Source organism: Streptomyces sp. NRRL S-378, from assembly GCF_000720645.1.
Lineage (GTDB): Bacteria > Actinomycetota > Actinomycetes > Streptomycetales > Streptomycetaceae > Streptomyces.
Map to the genome: position 1 here is coordinate 1 of NZ_JOBX01000089.1, position 19,880 is coordinate 19,880.

A 19,880-nucleotide genomic window follows, 5' to 3' on the forward strand; every position below is an offset into this window, starting at 1 on the left:
AAAGGGCGACGGCCTCCACCACGCCGTCCAGGCCGTCGCCACCATGCACAACCTCGCCCTCGCCGGGTGAAACAACAGGCCAAACACCACACAGGCCTGTCCGAGCTGAGCCTTCTGCAACACCCTTTAAAGGTTGTTTCACAAGGTGACCGAGCCCTGAGCGGCAGGCTCGGACCGACTCGACTAAGGACGATTTGCCCGCATTCTCGGCAGGCAAGCGCCGGGGGCGTGGGCACCCAGCTACCAGGCCCCGGTGGCGCCCGGCGCGCGCGGCAGACACAACCTACGGCCTGCCGGGCCTGCCGGGCCGGGCGGTGCCGGGGGAGCGGGGGTCCGGGGGCTGGCGAAGGCTAATGCAGTTGTCTTAGTGCTGTGCGCCTCGCGGCGCCCCGCACGGCGGGCAGCCGATCCTGATCTGCTTGGATGCCGGCGTGACTGACCTGACCATGTCCTCGTCGTGCCCTTGCGTGCTGTGCGATCCCGCCGCCTCTGCGACCTTCCGAACACGTCGGCAGCGGAAGAAGCGCTGGGTCCGGCAGATGGCAGACGTCCGCAAGTACGGCTGGCACGTAGTGGGTGTCGGCGGTGAGGACATACCGGACTGGGCCTTCACCGTCGGCCTGTGGCATTCCTATCGGATCCCCGAGGTCGCCATGTTCGGTTTGGAGCTTCAGGGGCTGATGTATTGGGTCAATGACGCGGCCGCTGAACTGCGTGACGGGGCCGTGACAGAGCCTGGCACGCTGCTTCCAGGCGTCATCGAGGGGTACGAGGTCCGGCTCCACCCCGTCGATGTCAGTTGGCACCGCCCTCTGCTCGGTACGGCCGTCGGTTTCTACCGTCGGACTCCGGTCCCTTTCGTCCAGCTGGTCTGGCCTGACCGGGATCACCGCTGGCCGTCGGACGAGCAGGCCAGTTCGGGCTGCCGCGCGCAGCCCAGCTTGTGGCTTCCGGTCGACGAGCACCCGACTGGAATCTGGACCGAGGAGGCTGCCGAGCACTGAGCCTTGCCATCGGGCGGGAGACAGGCGCAGGCGCCTAGGGCGGCGACAGGGCTTGCGTCTCACTGTGCACCGGTCGTCCGGCCTGCGGGAGGTCTTCTGCTTGCGGACGGGTTGCGGGCCCAGCGGCCGGGTTGCACGGTGGCGTCTGGCGCGGGTCTTGAGCACGGGCCCCGGTTCGGCTTCTTGATCGCGAGTGGCAGGCTCGTCCGCTCGGCCTCAGTGAAGGAGCGGGTGAGCTTGGCGGTGGTCGCCGCGAGTCGGGACGGGATGATGCGGACGCACTTCAGGTAGAAGATGCGGTCGGTGTCCACGGCCGGGCGGGCGAAGGACGTCCTATGGGCGAACTGCGGATTGCGTGATGGACGGCGAGGTAGGCCCCAGCTCCTGGCGGACGCCCTCGGGCGTGTGTGACCTGATTGGCCCGCCGGGAGGAGCTGCGGCCGGTCCGTACGGTGCGGCGCGACGGGCACGAGCCGATGGGCCTTGGCGCGGCGCGCGGCGTGCTGGTCACCGAGCGGACCCGGGAGCTCCCGGCCGCTGGGGGCGACACTGCGGGAGCGGTGGGCGGCCATCGCGCTGGAGCTGGCCGGGCACGTCGCCGTCGAGTCGTCCGATCGGGACTCGGTAATTCCGCCTGCGACCTGGAGAAACGGGTGTGACACGGGTCGTACGGATGCCGTAGGTTCCTGACTGGCCCGCCCTCTTTGGCGCGTCCTTTTCCCGTCCATCACCCGTGGGGGTTCTTCAGCATGTCCGCAGATCCGGCTGATACGCCGGTCCCGTCCCCGAATGCGGTGCCCGTTGTTACGGGCGTGCGGCTGCGCTCGGCCGTGGGCCTGGCCATCGTGCTGACCGTGTTGTGCGTGGTGTCCATCGGGTGCGGCGCGTACGCCGTTTACGCGGACTGGACCACCTGGGCGCTCATGGGGCGGCTTCTGTCGGACCCCGGTGCGGTCGGCGATGTCGACCTGGGCCGCGGCGAGAGCTTGATTCTCCTGGCCGCCTCGGTCCAGTCCAAGGCCTTGATCGTCACGTGCGTCGTATTCATCGTCTGGTTCCACCTGGTGCGCACGAACGCCGGGGTGCTCGCGTCGGGCTCGGACAAGCCCGCATCCGGTGTGGCGATCGGTGCCCGGTTCGTGCCGCTGGCCAACCTCTGGCTGCCGTACCGAATCGCGGCGACCACCTGGGAGTCGAGCAGGCCCCTCAGGGCCGACGGCAGCGACCGCAGCTTCCCGTCGGCCCTGGTCAACTTCTGGTGGGGCACCTTCGCGGCTGCCCGGGTCCTGGGGTGGTGCGGGGGCATGGCCTACAGTCTCGCCGAGAGCCCCGGCGCCGTTCGCTACGCGGCCACGACCATGCTGGTGGGGGACGTCCTCGACATCGTGGCCGCCGCCCTCGCGCCGCTCTTCGCCCTCAGACTGACGGCCATGCAGCGCACAACGTCCGCCCAGAGACCCGCCGTGACGGCGGTGCGGCGGTAGCTGTTCGCTCAGGCGGCCGGGACGACCGAGGCGCGCATGGCCGCCGCCCATTCCTGGAGGAGGGCGGCGTGGCGGATGCGCTCCGCGGTGAGGAGCACGGCCAGGACGGAGCCGACCGACGCAAAGCCCACGGCCCCCGCTCGCGTCGGCAGGGAGGGCGGGCCGCCGGAAGGCGTGCACGACAACCTGGAGCGGTACCGATCCAGCTCGGGCGGATCGCCGAGGGGGGCCGACTTCCGGCTTCGAAAGTGCGGGGGCCTCGGCGAGGCGGCTCTCGCCGACCGGGCGTGGGCCACACGCGGGGCAACGGGCACATAACGGCGACGGATGCCTTGATGTTGGGTGGTGCTGGTCTGCCTGGACGAGTGCGAGTTGCCGAGGCCCATCCGGCGGGATGCGATTGGCAGGTGGCTCGGAATTGGACAGCCGAGAGGCTCCGCCGCATCGCGCATCGGCGTCGGCGCCGCCGACGTCATGGTCCGGTCGACGCTGGGGGCCGGATGCAATGGGTGACTGTTCTGGCCGTAAGCCTGCCGGGGCTCGCCGCTCTCGGAGCTCTGCTGTTCACCTGGATGCAGGTAGCACAGGCCAGCAAGGAACTGCAGATCTCAGAGCACGGACAGATCACCAACCGATTCAATGCGGCAGTGGCCAATCTGGGATCGTCCTCTTTGGATATCCGCTTGGGGGGCATCTACGCCCTGCAGCGAATCATGCAGGACTCCGTTCGTGACCACCCCACTGTGGTCTCCGTGCTGGCCGCGTTCGCGCAGCAGCACGCAGGATCGAGTACCAAGAGCTTGCAGGAACCAAGGGGCGGCGCCTACGGCCACGAACCCAAGCCTGACGTCCGCGCAGCAATCGCCACACTGGCCAGACGAGACCCTGACGGCGACGCAGGCACGGTCGTCGACCTCAGCAACACCGACCTGAGGGGCCTGCGCCTGCCTGGCACGGCGTCCATCGCACTCCCGGGGGTGAGCCTCTACCAAGCAGATCTCCGCTCTGCCGTTCTGAACAGCGCGAACCTCCTTCAGGCGGACCTCCGATACGCGCGGCTCGCGCTCCCGTTCGGCGGCGACCCGCAGCGCCTCGCCGACGCGCTGAAGGCCCTGCTCGGCCCGGCTGGGGTCGTGGTGGAGCTGCGCACCGAGCGCAGCACGCGCGATCGGCCGCAGCGCAATTCCGGCTGGACCTCCGGCGGTTCGGCCTCGGTCGGCTCGGGTGGCGGCTGACCCCGGGCTGCTCGTGGCGCTCCCCGGTTGGGCCGTGTTGAGCCGCCGGGTCGGCTCGGCCGCAGCCGGGTCCTCCGGCCACGGGTGGCTGGGGTAGCGGCCGCGGAGCTCGGCCCGCACGGCGCGGCAGCCCTCGCGCCAGAACGACGAGAGGTTGCCGGTGACGGCGGCCCGGTGCCCAGCCGGGGAGAGCGGGTGGACGGTCAGCGGGGCCGCCCGTCCGCCAGCGCGAAGGCGGCAGACCAGCCGGACAACTCCTGCAGTTTCCCCGCGAGTTCGGGCCGCTCGCCGCTGTAGTCGACCCGGACCCGCGAGCCCGGCCATGGGGACCAGCCGGACAGTCAGTATCGGTGAGAACGATCATGATCGATGGTGGCGGTCCGTCAATGCCCTCGCTCGGGTCGTGAGGCTCCCGTCTTTTTCATCGACGAGAAGACCGCGGTTCGTTACGCGCCCTCCGCACGGCAAGTCATGGAACAGTCAACGAAGCCGATACCGTGGCTTCACCACGAACCCACGGGTCCCCCCTCTCGCGGCACGGCGACGAACCTCCGGGTTCCCACTGAAGTCCCTTCAGTTCCATACCCCACGGGTATCCACGGGTCCAGCCAAGGTGTGCACCGGTTTCCCAGGTCGGAGCCGCGGGAGTCGGCTCTTGCCTATATGCGGGGGCTGATAGCCCCGTTGGAGCGGAAGAACGGGTGGACGCTTGCTGAGGAGGCTGGTCACACGGCTCCTGACCGGATGCACCGGCTGTTGAATCGATGCGACTGGGAAGCCGACGATGTCCTCGACGACGTCCGTGGCTATGTGGTCGAGCATCTCGGCGACCCCGAATCGGTCCTGATCGTGGACCACGCCGGCTTCCTGAAGACGGGCGTCCGGTCCGCCGGCGTCCAGCGCCAGTACTCCGGAACGGCGGGCCGGACTGAGAACTGCCAGGTCGGTGTCTACCTGGCCTATGCCCGTGCTCATGGCCGCACATTGATCGACCGCAAGCTGTACTTGCCCACATCATGGACCGATGACCGGGAACGATGCCGGGCCGCGGGCATCGAGGACACGGTCGCCTTCGAGACGAAGGTGGTGATGGCAGAGGCGATGGTCCGCCGGGCGATCACCGAGAGGAATCCGTTCCGCTGGGTGACCCCTTGCCCAGACCGCGGGCGGCCTCCCAGTCCACGCCGGACATGTCCCGCAGGCGCGGACGTCACCGAGCCGGAACAGCGCCACGGTGACGGACTGCCTCCTGCCTACCTCCAAGCCGACGGGTTCGCGGATTCTCGGGGTGGATCGCGGGGAACCGGACGGGGACGTGGCGCCCGCTCCCGGAGTAGCCGACGGGACGGGGTGCCGGTAGGAACCGCGTCGCCAGCCGCAAACGGCGGTGATCAGTGCTTGGATGGTGGTCTTCCTGGGCTGGGCGGCTCGTACACTGACGAAAATGGAGGACCACACGGCTACCGGGATCGGTGCACGTCCGGCGCCCGTCTTGCGGCAGTACGTCGACTCGTATGTCGGCTTCGACCTCCGCGGGCTCCCGACGGGGGTGCACTGCGGCCCGCCGAGCCGCGCGCTCACTGCGGTGATCAGCCTGTCAGATCCTTTGGAGGTGGCGGCGGGCGTTGACGACGGGTCACCGGTCACCCGATTCGGCAGCGTGGCCGGCGGTCTGATGTGCCGGTCCGTCGCGATTCACCACGACGGACGCCAGCAAGGTATCCAGGTATCGCTGACGCCGCTCGGGGCCCGGGCCATCTACGGTATGCCCGCCGCCGAGCTCGCCCACCGACTGGTCCCACTTGACGAGCTTCTCGGAGCGCTTGCCGTCGAGCTGGTCGACCGGCTCCGATCGGCGACAACATGGGTGGCGCGGTTCACCGCGCTGGACGAATTGCTCCTCCGAGCTGTCGGCCGTGGCGCCTGCGGCGACCATGTGCGCTGGGTGCGCCCCGAGGTAGCCGAGGCTTGGCGCCGCCTCGTCGCCGCGCGGGGTTGCGTCCGGGTTGGGGCGGTCGCCGCGGAACTCGGCTGGAGCCGCCGGTACCTCACCGAGCGGTTTCGCGGTGAGGTGGGCCTGTCGCCGAAGACCTTCGCCCGAGTCTTGCGCTTCGAGCACGCGCACGAACTGGCGGCGACGCAGGACCCGCTCCCGTGGGGCGATGTGGCAACCGTCTCCGGCTACGCCGACCAGGCCCATCTCGTTCGGGACTGGCGCGAGTTCACCGGCCGATCGCCGACGGCCTGGCGTCGCGGCGAAGTCCTCCTCGGAGCCGGGTAGCCGCCAACCGTCTGCCCGTCGCGTCGGCTTCTCTTCCCTTTTCTTCAAGACCGCCCGATCGCTGTCGTGGACGATCGTCGGCATGAGACTCGTCAACCACGAACGCAAGGCCATGGACCTGCGGACCACCCCCGTGCACCTCGGACTGGGATCGAGAGCGAAACCCGTCGAGGGCTTCACCTGGGACCCGGAGGTGCTCCAGGCCTACAGCGCCGCGGTCGCGGCAGACGGCGCCGAGGGCCGGATGGTGATGATCTTCGATGGCGACGGGCCGGTCGACCATTGGGAGAGCCACCCTGCAGGCGACGAACTGCTCGTTTGCCTCACCGGGTCCGTGACGGTCACCCGCGACGTGGACGGGGTCCCCGACCGCGTTCTGCTCGGGCCGGGCGAGGCCACCATCAACCCGGCCGGGGTATGGCACGTGGTCGACATGGAGGGGCCGACGTCCATCCTGGCCATCACTGCGACCCTCGGCACCGACCACCGTCCTCGGACCGACACCCGCCCGACCGAAAGCGTCGGCACGCCCAGCCCGGAGGAAGCGCCGTGACGACACGCATCGCGTGCCTCGGCGACAGCCTCACCCGCGCGCAGTTCAGCGTCGACTACCTGGGTCTTCTCGGACGACGCCGGCCTCCCGGTGACGTGCAGCTTGCCCGTTTCGGCGCCAACGGCGACTTCGCCTACAACCTCTTGCAGCGCCTCGATGCTGTCGTCACGAACCCACCCGATGTGATCACCGTGTTGATCGGGACCAACGACGCCCGAGCGAGCCTTGCCGGCTACCCCGTCGAACAAGCCATGAAGCGCAAACGGCTCCCCGAGCGCCCGTCGGCCGGCTGGTTCCAACAGTGCCTGGGAGCCGTCGTCGCCCGGCTACGAGCCGAGACCGACGCGACGATCGGTCTGCTGTCGCTACCGGTACTCGGCCAACAAATCGATGGAGGAGCGGCACGGGCATCGCAGGCATACAGCCGGATGATCGCCGAGGTCGCCGCCACCAACGAGGTGGCCTACCTTCCGCTCCACGAACGCCAGATCGAGGAACTACGCCAAGCGGACCCGCCGCCGATTCCATACCGGGAGGTGACGCCCGCGGCGGTCGTCGGCGTCCTCGTCCAGCACGCAGTGCTGCGCCGCAACCTCGACACGATCTCACGGCGGCGAAGTCTCGTGCTCACGACCGACCAGATCCACCAGAACAGCCGCGGCGCCACCCTTATCGCTGAGGTCATCGACGCCGGTCTGCTGCCCCTGAGCGCGTAGCTGGTTCCGGCGCCCGGCCAGTCGGATGCCATCTACCGCGCGGAGGTGGCGTCCGAGCCAGGCGGTCAGCGTTACGACATCCGGCTCGTCTGGCTGCGTGACCACCACGAGGGCACCTGGGTCACGGTCCCGTGGCGGCTACTGTCGTCGACCGCGACCCCATTCGGAGCCGGTGGCTCTGTCGATGACGAGGAGCAGCGTTTCCCGGGCGGTTCCGGAGGCACTGCCCGTGCTGGATGTCGATGGCTTCGAGCAGCAACCCGGTAACCGGCCGCCAGGGCGGGGGTTGGCGGCACGGGCGGCAACTGGTTGAGCAGGTCGAGAAAAGGACGGGTTGTCCTGGCCGTTGACCGGGCTGTCGTTGTGGGTCATGGCGTGGCTGCTCCTGCTGCCGGAGGGCGGTGGTGGCGGGTCAGCGGATTTCGTGGCGGGTGCGGGCCAAGAACGCCCCGCGCGTGGTGTTGTTAGGGATCTCGGTGTGGTGGGTGACCGGGCCCTCAGCCGAGACCGGGACGGATGTAGGAAGTGCGGGCATCGCTGGTCCTTTGTGATGGTGGGGCCGACCGGTCAGGCCAGCCGGCTTGAGAGGGAGCTTGCGCGGGCGGCTGCGCGGCATGAGGTCTCGTGGCAGCCGGGGATGGTCCGCTCCTCCAGCGGGGTAGTCGTGGTCCTCGCAGTTCACGCCACCGTCGGCAGCGTAGGCTCCTCGGGCAGGCCCACCATGGCTCGGCGCGGCAAGGATGACTAGGTTTTGTCTCCTTGGTCCGCACCGGACCTGATGCGGCCAAGGAGATGCCTGTCTTGCCGACCCCGCAGCCGGGCCACCCGAGAGCTAATCGATGATTGGACGCCCTGCAACATTCCGTCAGTTTGAGGTGCCATGACCGACTGCTTGGGCGCCGTCACCGACATGATCGGCCCCAACGACGATGTCGTCCGGGCCGCCCGGATGGGGGATCGCCGGGGGTAGGGCCTCTCGCATCCGACCGCTCGCCGGGTGAGTCTGACCGGCGATTCATTGCAGAAAGGTGACGGCGCAGGACGCGGCCTACGTCACGCCGCTGGGCCCGCGCTCCCTTGTAGGGCCGAGGGGATCGTGTGGTCCGAGGCGTCCCTCAGTTCGCGCTTGAGGATCTTGCCGGTGGCGTTGGTGGGCAGGGCGTTGCGAAACTCTACGAGGCGAGGGTACTTGTAGCCCGCCATCTCGTCCCTGCACCAGTCGATCAGCTTCTCCTGGGTGAGCGTCGATCCTGGGGCGCGGACCACGCAGGCTTTGATCTCCTCGCCGTGGCGCTCGTGCGGCACACCGATGACGGCCGCCATGCTCACCTCGGGATGAGTGACCAGTACCTCCTCGATCTCCCGCGGGTACACGTTGAAGCCACCACGGATGATCATGTCCTTGGCGCGGTCGACGATGTGGAACCAGCCGTCGGCGTCCTGGTAGGCCAGGTCGCCGGTGCGGAACCAACCGTTGCGCATCACCTCGGCGGTCGCCTCGGGCCGGTTGTAGTACCCCTTCATGATGTTGTGGCCGCGGATGACGATCTCGCCGATCACGTCGGGGCCCTGGACCGGTGTCCAGTCCTTGTCGACCAGGTTCACCTCGACGCCCCAGACGGGGCGCCCGATGGAGCCCGGACGCACCTTCTCGCCGGGCGGCACGAAGGTTGCCGCCGGGCTGGTCTCCGAGAGGCCGTATCCCTCCATGATGGTGACCCCGAAACGCTCACGGAAGCGGCGGTGGATGTCGACCGGGAGTGCCGAGGCACCCGACCCGGCCATCCGCAGGTTCTTGGCGATCAGTGACAGGTCGACGTCGGACGCTTCCTCTTCGAGCAGCGCCCAGTACATCGTGGGAACGCCCGCGAAAAAGGTGACCGCATGACGCTGCATCAGGGCTAGGGCGGAGGGGGCGTCGAAGCGTGGCAGCAGCACCAGCGTCGCCCGGGAGGCGAGGCCGGCGTTCATCTGGACGACCTGGCCGAAGGAGTGGAAGAGCGGCAGCGTGATCAGGTGCACGTCGTGCTCGACCTCGCCGAACAGCTTGTGGCAGGTCAGCACGTTGAGCATGACGTTGGAATGGGTGAGCTCGGCGCCCTTGGGCTGGCCGGTGGTGCCGGAGGTGTACAGGATGAGCGCGGTGTCACCCGGCTCGGTGGCTATCGTCTCGAAGTCCGCGCTCTGCCCGGCCAGGGCCGCGGTCAGGGTCTCCGCGCCCTCGATCGGGGAGACCTCGACGGGGACGGCGGTCATCAGGAAGAAGGCCTCGCAGCCGGGGGTGCTGCCGAAGCCGGACCAGCCCTCCTGCCCCATCGGTAGGTCCGCGGTGCCCTCGAAGCAGAAGTAGGCCTTGGCCTCGGAATCGGCGAGGTGGTATGCGATCTCCCGGTCCTTGAGCAGCACGTTGAGCGGGACGACCACCGCGCCAGCCTTGAGGATGCCGTAGTAGGCGATCGGGAACCAGGGGAGGTTCGGACAGGACAGCGCGACCTTGTCTCCGGGCTGGATGCCGCGCGAGCGCAGCAGGTTGGCCACCCGGCGGGCGGCCGTGTCCAGGTCGGCGTAGGTCAATCGCTGGGTACCCAGTACGACTGCCGTGCGGTCGGGCACGGTGCGGGCGCTGTTCTCCAGCAAGGCGGCGAGATTGAGCACGAGGTCTCCAGAGGGATGCGTCTGCGGCGGCCACGGGCGTGGCGGCTACGGGGTCGGCAGGACGAGGACAACCGGGGTCAGCCCCGCAGCGCGGCGGCGAAGAGTGCCGGCAATTTCGTCAGGCTCGGCGCCACGGTCAAGCGTGTGAGGCGCTGGACCGTGGTCAGCGCCGTGCGATGAGTGACGAAGTACGGCGGCCGCGGGGACAATGACGGGGAGCCCGTGAACAGGCCCCGGGGGGCCGGTGCGAACGGCGCTCGCAGCACGGTCTTCTCGATGTCTTCGAGCATGAAGGCGTTGTGCACGAATCCAATGCCGCTGCCGATGTCCTGGCGGGTGTGGCCGGGGAAGGCCCCCCACGGGGTGAAGCCGAGGAGGAAGCTGACGCCCGACCAGCAGTTGACGCCCACGGTGCCGTAGCGGAGATCGGCGATGGCGGTGCGCACTGTCTCCCGGTGGGCCTTCTCGGTTTTCGGGTGGACGATCAGGGTTGCGCCCAGGGTGCCGGGCAGGGTGTCGTTGGCGAAGGCGACGGCGTGGCGCAGGAATTCGGCCGGTTCCGCGCCGGGCAGGCGTACGACGCCCAGGGCGCTGCCGAAGACCTCGTCGGTGATGAGGACGTCGCCGTGGTGGTCGGTGATGTCGGGGACGAGCAGTCGGCATTCGTGGCCGTGCGCCTCCGTCTGCGGGTGGGCGGCTTGTACCGCGGCGAGACGGTGTGCGGCGCCGGGGTAGTAGTCGGTACGCGGGGGCAGGTCGCGCAGGACCCGCCGGATCTCGTCGAGCAGCCGTTCGGTGCCGTCCCAGTCGCGCGGCAGGACGAGGATCTGGCTGGCGATGCAGTTGTGGCCGGAGTTGTTCATCTTGCTGGTGACTATGTGCTCGGCCTGGAAACGGAAATCGGCTGCGCTCCAGGGGCCCGGCGCCACGATGCACGGGCTGATGCCGCCGAGTTCGCTGCTGAAGGGCTTGGCGATCAGAGGGAGGTCGTCTCGCCGGCGTTGCTCCGCTCTCTCGTCGGCGCCCCAGACGATGGCGTCGTGGGTGCGGTCGCTGCCGGTGACGTGGATGGTGTCGATGCCGTCGTGGCGGGAGAGGTAGCCGCCTTCGGCCGCGCCGCCGTCCACGAAGCGGACCCACCCGCGTTCTACGAACTCGGCGAAGACGTATTCGAAGTGGGGCCGGAGATAGCCGTTGACCGGGTTCATCTTGGCGACGACGACCTGGCCCTCGGCGTAGAGCTTGTGCAGGATGTCGAGCGCGGTGATGGCGGCGACGTTGCCGGCGCCGAGTACGAGGGCCAGGGCCGGGTCTGCCTGCCGGCCCCGGTATTCGGCCGCGGCGCGCGCCCGCGCCTGCTCCGCCGTGACGCCGGGGCGCATCCACACTTGCGCCCGGAACCCGCTCAACAGCAGGGTGTTCCAGCCGGTGGCGGGGAATACGTCCACCCGGGTGCGGCCGTGCTCCTCGTGGACGGCCTTGGCGTCCAGCGGATCCCGGCCTGCGGCGATCCGGCGCAGGACGTGCAGGAGCGCCGCGGTGTTCTGGGCCAGGGCCCAGGGGCCGCCCATCCAGTCTTCCGCCGCCCAGGGGGAGTCCGCTTCGTATCCCTTGGCCCGGGCCCCCGCAGCGGCCATCTGGGCCGCCTGCGCCATGACCCGGGGCTGCAAACGCTCCAGGAGGGCGATGCGTTCGGTGAGCGGTGTGGTGGACCAGGATTCCGCGTTGTCGCGCAGGGCGGCCACGGTGCGGTTGAGGTGGGGGATGTCGAGGGCGCTGGTGTTCACGTCGTCCCTTGCGGAGGGTCGGGAGGGGGAAGGGCGGGGGTGCCGTGCCCGGGAGCAGGTCCGTAGGTGTCGTCACCCGGAGAGCAGGCGGGCGTCGCGGGCGGGGTCGATCAGTGTGACGGCGGCGGTTCCGCCCACCAGGAGCAAGCCACCGGTGATGAGGACCGCGTACTGGTAGCCGCCCGGTCCATGGGTGTCCACGAGGCTGCCGATCAGGGTGGGGGCGATCAGACCGGCGGTGGTCACCACCGCGTTCATGAAGCCCAGGGCACCGCCGCGACGATGGGCCGGAGCCAGCTCCATGATGGCGGTGGCGGCGATGCTGCCCATCGCTCCGGCGAGACCGAAAGCGGCTATCAGCAGCACGACGGTCACGGCACCGGCCGGGGCGGCGGGCAGGGCCAGACAAGAGACGCCGGATGTCAGCAGGAGGCCGCCGCCGACCCAGCCGCGAGCCCGGCGGCTCGCGATGCCGCGCCGCAGCATCCATCCGGTCAGGGCCGCCTGTGCGAGCACCAGGATTCCGCTCAGGCCCCAGAACAGCATCAGCAGTTGTGTGGACGTGGCCGAGGAGTAGCCCAGCCCGTCCTGAAGGTAGGAGGGGAGCCACACCAGGGCGAAGGCGATCACCCAGTAGGTGCTGAAGTAGCCGGTCGTGACACCGATCCAGGTGCGAGTCGCAAGGATCCGGCGGTACGGCATCTGGGCCTGTGCCTCGCGGGCGGTTTCGGCTCCGGTCCCCCTGCTCGTATCCATCCTGTCGTCCGAGGCCGCCTCGGCCGGCGAGCCACTGTCCGACATGGCCGCGTACGGCCCCTCGCCGCCGAAGGGGATCCACAGCAACGTCCACACCACGCCGGCCAGGGCCACCGCGGCGACGGCCGAGCGCCAGCCGTGATGGGTGATCAACCACGTCAGTACGGGAGCGGCGACCAGGACCCCCAGCGTGATGCCCAGGACGATCAGCGCTCCGGGCAGGTTGCGGCGGTGGTTGGGGAACCAGGACAGCGTCGTCTGCTGGGCGACGGGATAGGCGGGCCCCTCGGCGGCGCCGAGGAGAACACGCGAGGCGATGAGCACCGCGAGCCCTCCACCGACGGCCAGTGGTGCCTGGGAGACGGACCAGAGAACAGCCATGATCAGCAGCAGCCACTTCGGCCGTACGCGGTCGGCGAGCAGGCCCACCGCGGCGCCGGAGACCGAGAACAGCAGGAAGAACGCGCTGCTGGCGAGTCCGAAGGCCGAGGCGGACAGGCCGAGGTCCTGTCGGATCTCCTCCGCGGCCAGACCGAGCACGGACTTGTCGGCGAAATTGATCATCATGAAGACGACGAGCAGCACGGTGACGGTCCACGCACGGCGTCTCGTTCTGCTCGGCGCCTTCGGGGGGCCGGCGGGCACAGCGGGTGCGACGTCGATGTCGGTCACAAGGGCTCCGCGGGGACTGGAGGGGGAGGGGGGAGGTGCCGGGAGCTCGATCAGGAGAGCGGGACGCCGGCGATGGCGATGCGCTCCATGACACGCCGCTGAGGGAAGTAGTCGTTGATCGCGTAGTGCTGGGTGGCGATGTTGTCCCAGATCGCGACGGAGCCCGGCTGCCAGCGGAAGCGCACCTGGTACTCGGGAATCCGCGCCTGGAGGACGAGCTCGCCCAGCAGCTCGCGGCTTTCCACGTCGGACAGGCCGACGATCCGGGTGGTGAAGGGCTCGTTGACGTAGAGCAGCTTGCGGCCGGTGCGCGGGTGACGGACGACCACGGGGTGTTCGACGGCCGGCAGGTTCTCACGGTGCGCGGCGAGCTGGGCCTCGGTCATCAACGACCCCCAGCTGGGCACCCAGTCGTGCACCGCGGTGAGGCCTTCGATGCGGTCCCTCATGGACTCGGGGAGGTTGTCGTAGGCGGCTGCCATGTCGGCCCACATGGTGTCGCCGCCCGCAGAGGGGACCTCGACGGCACGCAGGACGGAACCGAGCGCCGGCGCGGCCATGAACGAGTGGTCGCTGTGCCAGATGTTCTCCGTGCCCATCGCCATGGCGTCCTTGGCCAGGCGGGAGACGCCGACGGTGTTGCCCTGGGGGAAGAAGGGGTTCGGCTCCGGCTCGCCCCACAGTCCGGAGACGGCGAGCTGGGCCTGCGGGTCGAAGGCGTGCTGGTCCCGGAAGAAAAGAACCTTCCACTCCAGCAGGGCCTGCCTGATCTCCGCCGCGAGGTCCTCGCCGATCGGGAGCGAGAGGTCGACGCCTTCTATCTCGGCGCCGATGTGCGGAGTGAGCGGGCAGACGTCCAGAAGGAGGTAGTCCGGCTGCTGCGCGCCCGGCGCGATGCGGTCAAGCGTGCGCTTCCCGTAGTGCATGAGCGGCTTGTCGAGCGTGGGGGCGGGGGTGGAGACGGCGCTGTCCATGAGGCCTCCGTAACGAGGGGCGGAAAATCGTTACCGGAAGTATCGTTATTGAGTCATGGGGAGGCAAGAGACCTGGCGGCACGAAAAAATGAAGCTGGAGCCCGGAAGTCAGCCGCCCGCGCCGACCGCCCGCGCGACGAGGCCGACCAGCGCATCCACGAAGCGGGCGTCGGGCAGCTCCTGCTCACCGATCAGCCGGAAGAGCAGGGGCGCAGCCACCAAAGTGGCCGCGGCCCGCACGTCGGTGCCCGGGTCCACGTCACCGCGCGCGATCCCCCGTTCGAGGATGCGCCTCGTCTCACTCGTGATCCGCTCGGTGTACTCCGCGTACTGGGCTCGACCCGCCCCGCTCTCAGCCGCCGCACCGATGAGGCCCGCGATCAGCCGATCGGACCCCGGCAGCCGGTAGGCCTCCAGACGCGCCGTGAGCACAAAGCGGATCTCGGCGCGAAAGTCACCCAGGTCAGGCACCGACAGGACGCCGATGCGGGTTTCGGCCGCAGCGATGATCAGCGCCTGCTTGGTGGGCCATCGCCGGTAGATGGCGGGCTTGCTCACCCCAGCCCGTGACGCGACGACGTCCATCGTGACCGCCTCGATCCCCTGCTCGGTGACCAGGTCCACGACCGCGTTGAGAACGGCTCCGGTGACCCGCTCCTCCCGCGGCCGCCCCGGTCCCCGCTCCGCACCGCGCGACTGCGTATCCACCATGCACCGAGCCTACGATCTCCACCGCCCCACGCGAGCCAGCGGGTGCGAGGAGGCCGACGTTCAGACGAGGACGACCGGGTACCCGCGGGCTACGGGGGCGAGGGGCCGGCTCCGGACGAGGTCCATCGGCGCCGAAGATGTCCTGAACGTCGATCTCCAGGTCGGGGAAGGCTTCCAGCATGGCCTGCGCGCCCTCCCGTCAGATCGCCCGGCCACGCCGGGGGGCCGCGCCGCCGGGGAGGTTGGCGACGAAGTCCTCGGCCAGCATGTTCTGGGCCGTGTCGAGGTCGCCGGGCCTCCACAGCCCGGAAGGCCGCGAGCATCTAGTCCAGGTTGCCGCCACCATCGGCCGGCTGCGCGGACTCACGGCCAGCGGCGACTTCGCGTACTTCGTCGACGTCGCCCACTTCACGGCAGGCCCGCCCCTGCCGGGGCCCTCTGCCCTCTGCTGGACCGAGAGCGAAGAACACGTCCGTTCCTCGTGGCGCCGCCTGGTTGAGGCCCGGTAGGAACCCCTGCGTGCCGGAGACTGACCGCCTAGGCAAGCATGAGGCCTCGGACCAGGCCTTCTCCGGGCGATCATGACGCTCGAGTCGGATGCTGTCAGGCGGTGGCGATGCCGTCGAGGGTGGTTTGGAGCCTGCGGATCGCGTCTTCGGCTTCCGTGTACTGCTGGGGGGCCGGCACGACGGCGCCGAAGGTGCGGCCGTCTTCAGCGGGCAGGGCGCGCCAGTGCAGGACTGGCGTGAGGGCGGTGGCAGCTGCGCCGAGGAACCAGGCCAGGCGTCCGTGCACGTGGGCGAGGGCGATGGCCACAGCGGCGAGTGCTTCCCGCAGGTGTTCCAGCCGGTCAACCGCGGGCAGGGACTGCTGGAACTCGGGGAGGCCCACCACGGCGTGCAGGTCGGCGGCGGCCTTCGCCGCGACCGTACGATCGGCGGGTGTGAGTTCCCATACCTGATCGCGGATCAGCCGTTCGGCTTCCTCCGACACCTCTTCGATGACCGTACGCATATCCATGCCCGTGATCCTATGCTCGGGCTCATCAGTGGTAGAGCGCAGGCAGCCCGCCTGGTATCCAGCTGCCCTTGGCCCCAATCGGTTCGGCCATGATCGGCCGGACAGACCCCCGGAGCTGCTGCGGGTCCGTCGTCGTGCGGCCGGCTGGCACCGGGCCCCGGCAAAACAAACGGTCCGCATGCCGACCGGGGTGCGGACCAAAAGAAAAGAGGGGGCCATAAATGGCGAATGCCCCTTCAAGTCTGCACCGATTGTAGCCTGGTTGCCAGGTCTGTCCCGTCCTTCACATCCGGGTTGAGAACCCAGTGCCGGACGACGTCACGGCGCAGACTCGGCGGTGTGATGGGTATTGCTGGCGGGGTCGTGGGGTGGTCGGGGGCGCAGACGTGCGGCGAGGACGGCGACGTCGTCTTCGGCGTGCTGTGCGTCGAGTCCGTTGCAGACCGCGTCCACGACCTCCCAGACTCCTGCTGCGGTGGTCATGCGGAGCGCGGCGAGTCGGGCCAGGGAGGTGTCGATGTCCTCGCCTCGGCGTTCCACGAGGCCGTCGGTGTAGAGCAGGATGGTCTGATCGGGGGTGATCGGCAGGGTAGCGGCTTCGTATCCGCCGATGCCGGTGCCCAGCGGGGGGCCGACGGGAACGTTCAGTAGTTCGCCTGAGCCGTCGGCGGTGAAGGCGGCGGGTGGCAGATGTCCGGCGCTGGCGTATACGGCCAGGCCGCGGGCGGGGTCGACCCGGACGATGAGGCAGGTCGCGGGGCGACGGTTGTCGTCCGCCGCGGCCAGGGCGTCGAGCTGGCGAAGTACGCGGTGCGGGGCGAGGTCAGTGGAGGCGACGTCGCGCAGGAGGGAGCGGTAGGCGTTCATGTCGACGGCAGCTTCCAGTCCGTGGCCCATGACGTCGCCGACCACCAGCAGGGTTCGGCCGAAGTGAAGTCGTACGGTCTCGAACCAGTCGCCGCCGACGAGGGCGCGAGGTCCGACCGGCAGGTAGCGGCTGGCGACTTCCAGGTTGGGGTGTGGTCGGCCCGGTTCGGCCACCAGGGCGCGTTGGAGGTCGAGTGCGATCTTCTCCGTTGCCGCCAGGCGCCGTGCGTGTGCGATGTGCACGCATGCGATTCGTGCTGCGAAGTGCAGCGTCGCCGTTTCGTGGTCGCTGAAGTCGCTGTGTGTCCGGGCCGCGAGGAGCCTTCCGTAGAGCTCCTGCCGGCCGATCAGTGGCACCGAGGCGACGTGCACGGATCCTTCCGTGCCACTGCCCGTGTACGCGTGCACGGGATGTCCCTCGTCCAGGGCGCGGACCGCAGGGGTGTCCGCGGTGGCGAGACCGTCCAGGAGATCCGTCGCGCCAGCCGCGGCCACACGTTCAGTCCTGCCACCGTGGCCGATCACGTCCACGGCCGTGGCGTCGCACAGGGTCCGGAACACGAATGCCGCCAGCTCCCGCCAGGTCGCCCGCTCGTCGAAGGACGTCCCGATCCGCTCGAGAGCCTCTTCCATCGCGCGCAGGCGTGCCTCCACGCCTTCCTGTTCCGGCACGACGCCTCCATAACCCCTGGTCGCCCCAGGGAACCCAACGAGGAAGGCATTCCATCAGCCCCAGCCGTTCTGGTGACCAACGCGGGGCGCGGCCTTGCCCCGATTGAGGCCACTCCAACCTGTCTGGGTGCGCGTCGGCCGCGCCCACCGGCTTGAATCTGCCGGGCCGGTACCGGCGGGCAGTGGAGGCGGGGCAGTTTCGGCATTGCCCGACTGCCCGCGTTCCCAAGCCGTCGGACGGCCGCCGGCGTTCTTCACCGGCTCGTCGGCTGCGGGCGTGGTGATCATCGAAGACAGGGATGGGGCGATGGACGGGTTCACCGCGTGGCTGGTGCGGCACGTGACGGACCAGGACGCCCTAGGCGAGCTCACGAGGAGGGCCGCGGCCGATCCGGACTGGCCCGAGGAACCGGACCGGCTGGAGAGGTTCACCGCGCACCTGGAAAGGCCATGCCACTCCAGCGGCACTGCAGGACCTCACGCACGCTTGGGTCCGCTCCGCCTCCCGCTGACCGCTCCCAGCTAGACCCGCGTCTGTGGTGCAGAAGTCCTTGGAGGCGGCCGCGCCCGGTAGGGATCCGGCCGGGGAGTTGCGCTGCGCGACCGCCCCGTACGGCTGCGCGGGGGCGCGCCAGGGCGTTTCACGGCCGGGGATCCTCACGTCCTTTGAGAGGCTTCAGCCCTAAATCTCCGGTAATTCCCCTTATCGGTCGTTTATGGCCTCTTTACGGGTAGGCGGGAGGCGACACATCACTTCTTTCGTGGAGGTCATCATGGCGTCGACCCACCGTGCTCCGATCGAGGAGCATCCTGACCTGGTGGAACTGCGGGCCCGGCATGACCGTGCGGCGGCGACGCCGCGCGCGCAGACGGTCGAGTCCCTTGCCCTGTTGGCGGGTCTCTACCTCGCCGCGTCTCCCTGGATCGCCGGCTTCAACGACTCCGGCACCCTGGCCGTCACCAACCTCATCTGCGGCATCGCCTACATGTTGCTGCTCGGCGGTCTCGGCAATTCCTACGAGCGCACGCATTCCATGGCGTGGGCCGCGGCCGCCATCGGGGTGTGGACCTGCGTGGCACCGTGGGTCGTGGCCGGCGATGTCGCGCAGACCCGCTCGATCACCAGCAACTTGATCGTCGGCGTTATCGCCACCCTCCTGGCCCTGGCTGCCGCCTCGGGTGCCCGTGACCGGGATACCCGAGGTGACCTCGGAGCCCAGTCGCACGGCTCCATGCCCGGCCACCACTGACACCCGGATCTCGGCACGTGACACCCGACCTCGGCACGCTCCGGCAGCCACGGCGGCTACCGTCACCCGCTCCGGTTTCAGCGGCTGAGCCTGGACGTGTCCGCGCAGGACGTTCCGCGGTTCGTGACGGGACCGTCCGCCGCGCCGGTCAAGGGCCCCCTCCCACCATGGGATCGACTTTCCGGGTTGGTGCTGGTTTCTCCCGGCGGTGAGAGCAGCGAAAGGGGCGAGGACGGACCACCCTGGTTCCGGTCCGCAGAACGGGTGATCCCAGGGCCGCTGCGGTCTTCACCCGCTCGCCCGAGGGGAACGTTCATACGGTGAGGTGAACACCGGAGCCTGCTGCGGGGTCCGACCGCCTCGCAGCGCGCCGCCCCCCGACCGGCCGTGAGGCCGGGCAGGGGGCGGCGCAAAGCCAGACGGCGGTTCCCGGTAGGGCGGGGCCGGTCGTCAGTCCTTGGCGACGGCCAGGCCGAGGAAGATTCCCACCACCAGCGCGACGCTGCCGACGGTCATCACCGACCATGTCCCCGCCTGCGTCGCGCCGAACGTCGAGGTCATCCCCGCCTGCGTCGCCGCCTGTGTGGCCTGCGCGCCGGCCATGGTCGCCTCCTGGACGGCCAGGGCTGCGTCGGACTGGTCCGGTCCGTTGCCCGGGGGCCGGCGGTCTGAGCGCCGGTGCCGGGGTCCGCCGGACGGCCCGGAGCGGTCCCGGCAGGCGAGGAGGCCTGGGCGTCGGGTGTCCGGGTGCCGTACGGATCCGGGCGGCAGCCCGTCGTGCGGGGTTCTCGTGGAAGGGACGGTGTCAGCATCGGGCGTCAACGCCAGCACCCGCGTTTCACACAGGATGCCGAACTCTGTGGTCGTGCTGCGCGGTGCTGGCCGGCCGCGGCTATGGTCGGGCGCAGTCCGCGCCGACAGGGCGTGCGCGGGCGAGGCCCCGGTGACCAGAGCGCTCTGGCGGCAGTAGCTACCGGGCCGCCGGTCCGGCACGCGGACCGGGAGGAGCGGAACCCGCTTCCCGTGGCCTGGCTGCCTGGCTGGCTGGCTGCACGAGCTGGCCCCGTCATGAGAAGGGCCTCCCCTCGGAGGATGAGGGGAGGCCCTTCTACACCGGGCTGGGCGCTGCGGCTGGTTCAGACGACGGTGCTGGATGTGCCGACGTGATGAGCGCGCCGGGTCCAGGACTTGGTGCTGTCAGTGCTTGTCGTGGTGGTCGGCCTTGTGGTGCCCGTCCGAGCCG

Annotated in this window: 17 protein-coding genes and 2 pseudogenes; 9 read left to right on the forward strand and 10 right to left on the reverse strand. The window is 69.6% G+C overall.

Annotated elements, in window-relative coordinates:
- The first annotated feature begins 431 nt into the window (after positions 1–431).
- Both IH80_RS0135355 and IH80_RS41255 read left to right on the forward strand, forming a co-directional pair.
- Positions 432–1,004 carry a DUF4262 domain-containing protein gene (locus tag IH80_RS0135355; protein WP_078906906.1) on the forward strand — a complete coding sequence of 191 codons (573 nt, stop codon included), beginning with the start codon at positions 432–434 and terminating at the stop codon, positions 1,002–1,004.
- A gap of 794 nt (positions 1,005–1,798) precedes the next feature.
- Positions 1,799–2,488: a DUF4328 domain-containing protein gene (locus IH80_RS41255; protein WP_051810281.1), complete on the forward strand. Its 690-nt coding sequence runs from the start codon at positions 1,799–1,801 to the stop codon at positions 2,486–2,488.
- 8 nt (positions 2,489–2,496) lie between these two features.
- Here the strand turns inward: IH80_RS41255 and IH80_RS47015 are convergent, their stop codons facing one another.
- Entirely contained in the window at positions 2,497–2,619 is a 123-nt protein-coding gene (locus IH80_RS47015; protein WP_267883540.1) for a hypothetical protein, read from the reverse strand.
- Positions 2,620–2,997: 378 nt separating this feature from the next.
- On the opposite strand from IH80_RS47015, the gene IH80_RS46540 reads away from it, so the two are divergent.
- Positions 2,998–3,723 carry a pentapeptide repeat-containing protein gene (locus IH80_RS46540; protein WP_234432490.1) on the forward strand — a complete coding sequence of 242 codons (726 nt, stop codon included), beginning with the start codon at positions 2,998–3,000 and terminating at the stop codon, positions 3,721–3,723.
- 36 nt (positions 3,724–3,759) lie between these two features.
- Here IH80_RS46540 and IH80_RS43105 read toward each other — a convergent pair.
- Positions 3,760–4,040 (reverse strand): annotated as a pseudogene (locus IH80_RS43105) (ATP-dependent helicase C-terminal domain-containing protein); the annotation flags it as partial.
- A 277-nt stretch (positions 4,041–4,317) separates the two neighbouring features.
- On the opposite strand from IH80_RS43105, the pseudogene IH80_RS43110 reads away from it, so the two are divergent.
- From IH80_RS43110 to IH80_RS0135390, 4 genes and pseudogenes are all read left to right on the forward strand, one after another.
- Positions 4,318–4,872 (forward strand): annotated as a pseudogene (locus tag IH80_RS43110) (IS701 family transposase); the annotation flags it as partial.
- Between the two features lie 295 nt (positions 4,873–5,167).
- Positions 5,168–6,004: a helix-turn-helix domain-containing protein gene (locus IH80_RS0135380; RefSeq protein ID WP_030965904.1), complete on the forward strand. Its 837-nt coding sequence runs from the start codon at positions 5,168–5,170 to the stop codon at positions 6,002–6,004.
- Positions 6,005–6,086: 82 nt separating this feature from the next.
- Positions 6,087–6,557, forward strand: a complete 471-nt coding sequence (locus IH80_RS0135385) for a cupin domain-containing protein (protein WP_030965905.1) — start codon at positions 6,087–6,089, stop codon at positions 6,555–6,557.
- Positions 6,554–7,273, forward strand: a complete 720-nt coding sequence (locus IH80_RS0135390) for an SGNH/GDSL hydrolase family protein (RefSeq protein ID WP_030965906.1) — start codon at positions 6,554–6,556, stop codon at positions 7,271–7,273. The genes IH80_RS0135385 and IH80_RS0135390 overlap by 4 nt, the downstream gene beginning before the upstream one ends.
- A 1,053-nt stretch (positions 7,274–8,326) precedes the next feature.
- Here the strand turns inward: IH80_RS0135390 and IH80_RS0135405 are convergent.
- The 5 genes from IH80_RS0135405 to IH80_RS0135425 form a co-directional block, all read right to left on the reverse strand.
- Positions 8,327–9,928 carry a long-chain-fatty-acid--CoA ligase gene (locus tag IH80_RS0135405; protein ID WP_051810283.1) on the reverse strand — a complete coding sequence of 534 codons (1,602 nt, stop codon included), beginning with the start codon at positions 9,926–9,928 and terminating at the stop codon, positions 8,327–8,329.
- A gap of 77 nt (positions 9,929–10,005) precedes the next feature.
- Positions 10,006–11,715, reverse strand: a complete 1,710-nt coding sequence (locus IH80_RS0135410) for an aldehyde dehydrogenase family protein (RefSeq protein WP_030965911.1) — start codon at positions 11,713–11,715, stop codon at positions 10,006–10,008.
- Positions 11,716–11,787: 72 nt separating this feature from the next.
- Entirely contained in the window at positions 11,788–13,143 is a 1,356-nt protein-coding gene (locus tag IH80_RS0135415; protein ID WP_030965912.1) for an MFS transporter, read from the reverse strand.
- Positions 13,144–13,193: 50 nt separating this feature from the next.
- Positions 13,194–14,117: a TauD/TfdA dioxygenase family protein gene (locus tag IH80_RS0135420; protein WP_030965913.1), complete on the reverse strand. Its 924-nt coding sequence runs from the start codon at positions 14,115–14,117 to the stop codon at positions 13,194–13,196.
- 108 nt (positions 14,118–14,225) lie between these two features.
- Positions 14,226–14,741 (reverse strand): TetR/AcrR family transcriptional regulator, encoded by a 516-nt coding sequence (locus IH80_RS0135425; protein ID WP_234432491.1) that lies wholly within the window; start codon positions 14,739–14,741, stop codon positions 14,226–14,228.
- Positions 14,742–15,106: 365 nt separating this feature from the next.
- Here IH80_RS0135425 and IH80_RS0135430 point away from each other — a divergent pair, with 365 nt between their 5' ends.
- Positions 15,107–15,337, forward strand: a complete 231-nt coding sequence (locus IH80_RS0135430; RefSeq protein ID WP_158943780.1) for a hypothetical protein — start codon at positions 15,107–15,109, stop codon at positions 15,335–15,337.
- A gap of 94 nt (positions 15,338–15,431) precedes the next feature.
- Here IH80_RS0135430 and IH80_RS0135435 read toward each other — a convergent pair whose 3' ends face one another.
- Positions 15,432–15,848 carry a hypothetical protein gene (locus IH80_RS0135435; protein WP_030965916.1) on the reverse strand — a complete coding sequence of 139 codons (417 nt, stop codon included), beginning with the start codon at positions 15,846–15,848 and terminating at the stop codon, positions 15,432–15,434.
- 318 nt (positions 15,849–16,166) lie between these two features.
- A complete protein-coding gene (locus tag IH80_RS0135440) occupies positions 16,167–17,387 on the reverse strand; it encodes a PP2C family protein-serine/threonine phosphatase (RefSeq protein WP_234432492.1) in 1,221 nt (406 codons plus the stop codon).
- Positions 17,388–18,160: 773 nt separating this feature from the next.
- Here IH80_RS0135440 and IH80_RS0135450 point away from each other — a divergent pair.
- Positions 18,161–18,637 (forward strand): SPW repeat protein, encoded by a 477-nt coding sequence (locus IH80_RS0135450; protein WP_030965919.1) that lies wholly within the window; start codon positions 18,161–18,163, stop codon positions 18,635–18,637.
- Between the two features lie 450 nt (positions 18,638–19,087).
- On the opposite strand, the gene IH80_RS45115 is transcribed toward IH80_RS0135450, so the two are convergent.
- Positions 19,088–19,240, reverse strand: coding sequence for a hypothetical protein (locus IH80_RS45115; RefSeq protein ID WP_158943782.1), 153 nt, complete (start codon positions 19,238–19,240; stop codon positions 19,088–19,090).
- Positions 19,241–19,880 lie beyond the last annotated feature (640 nt).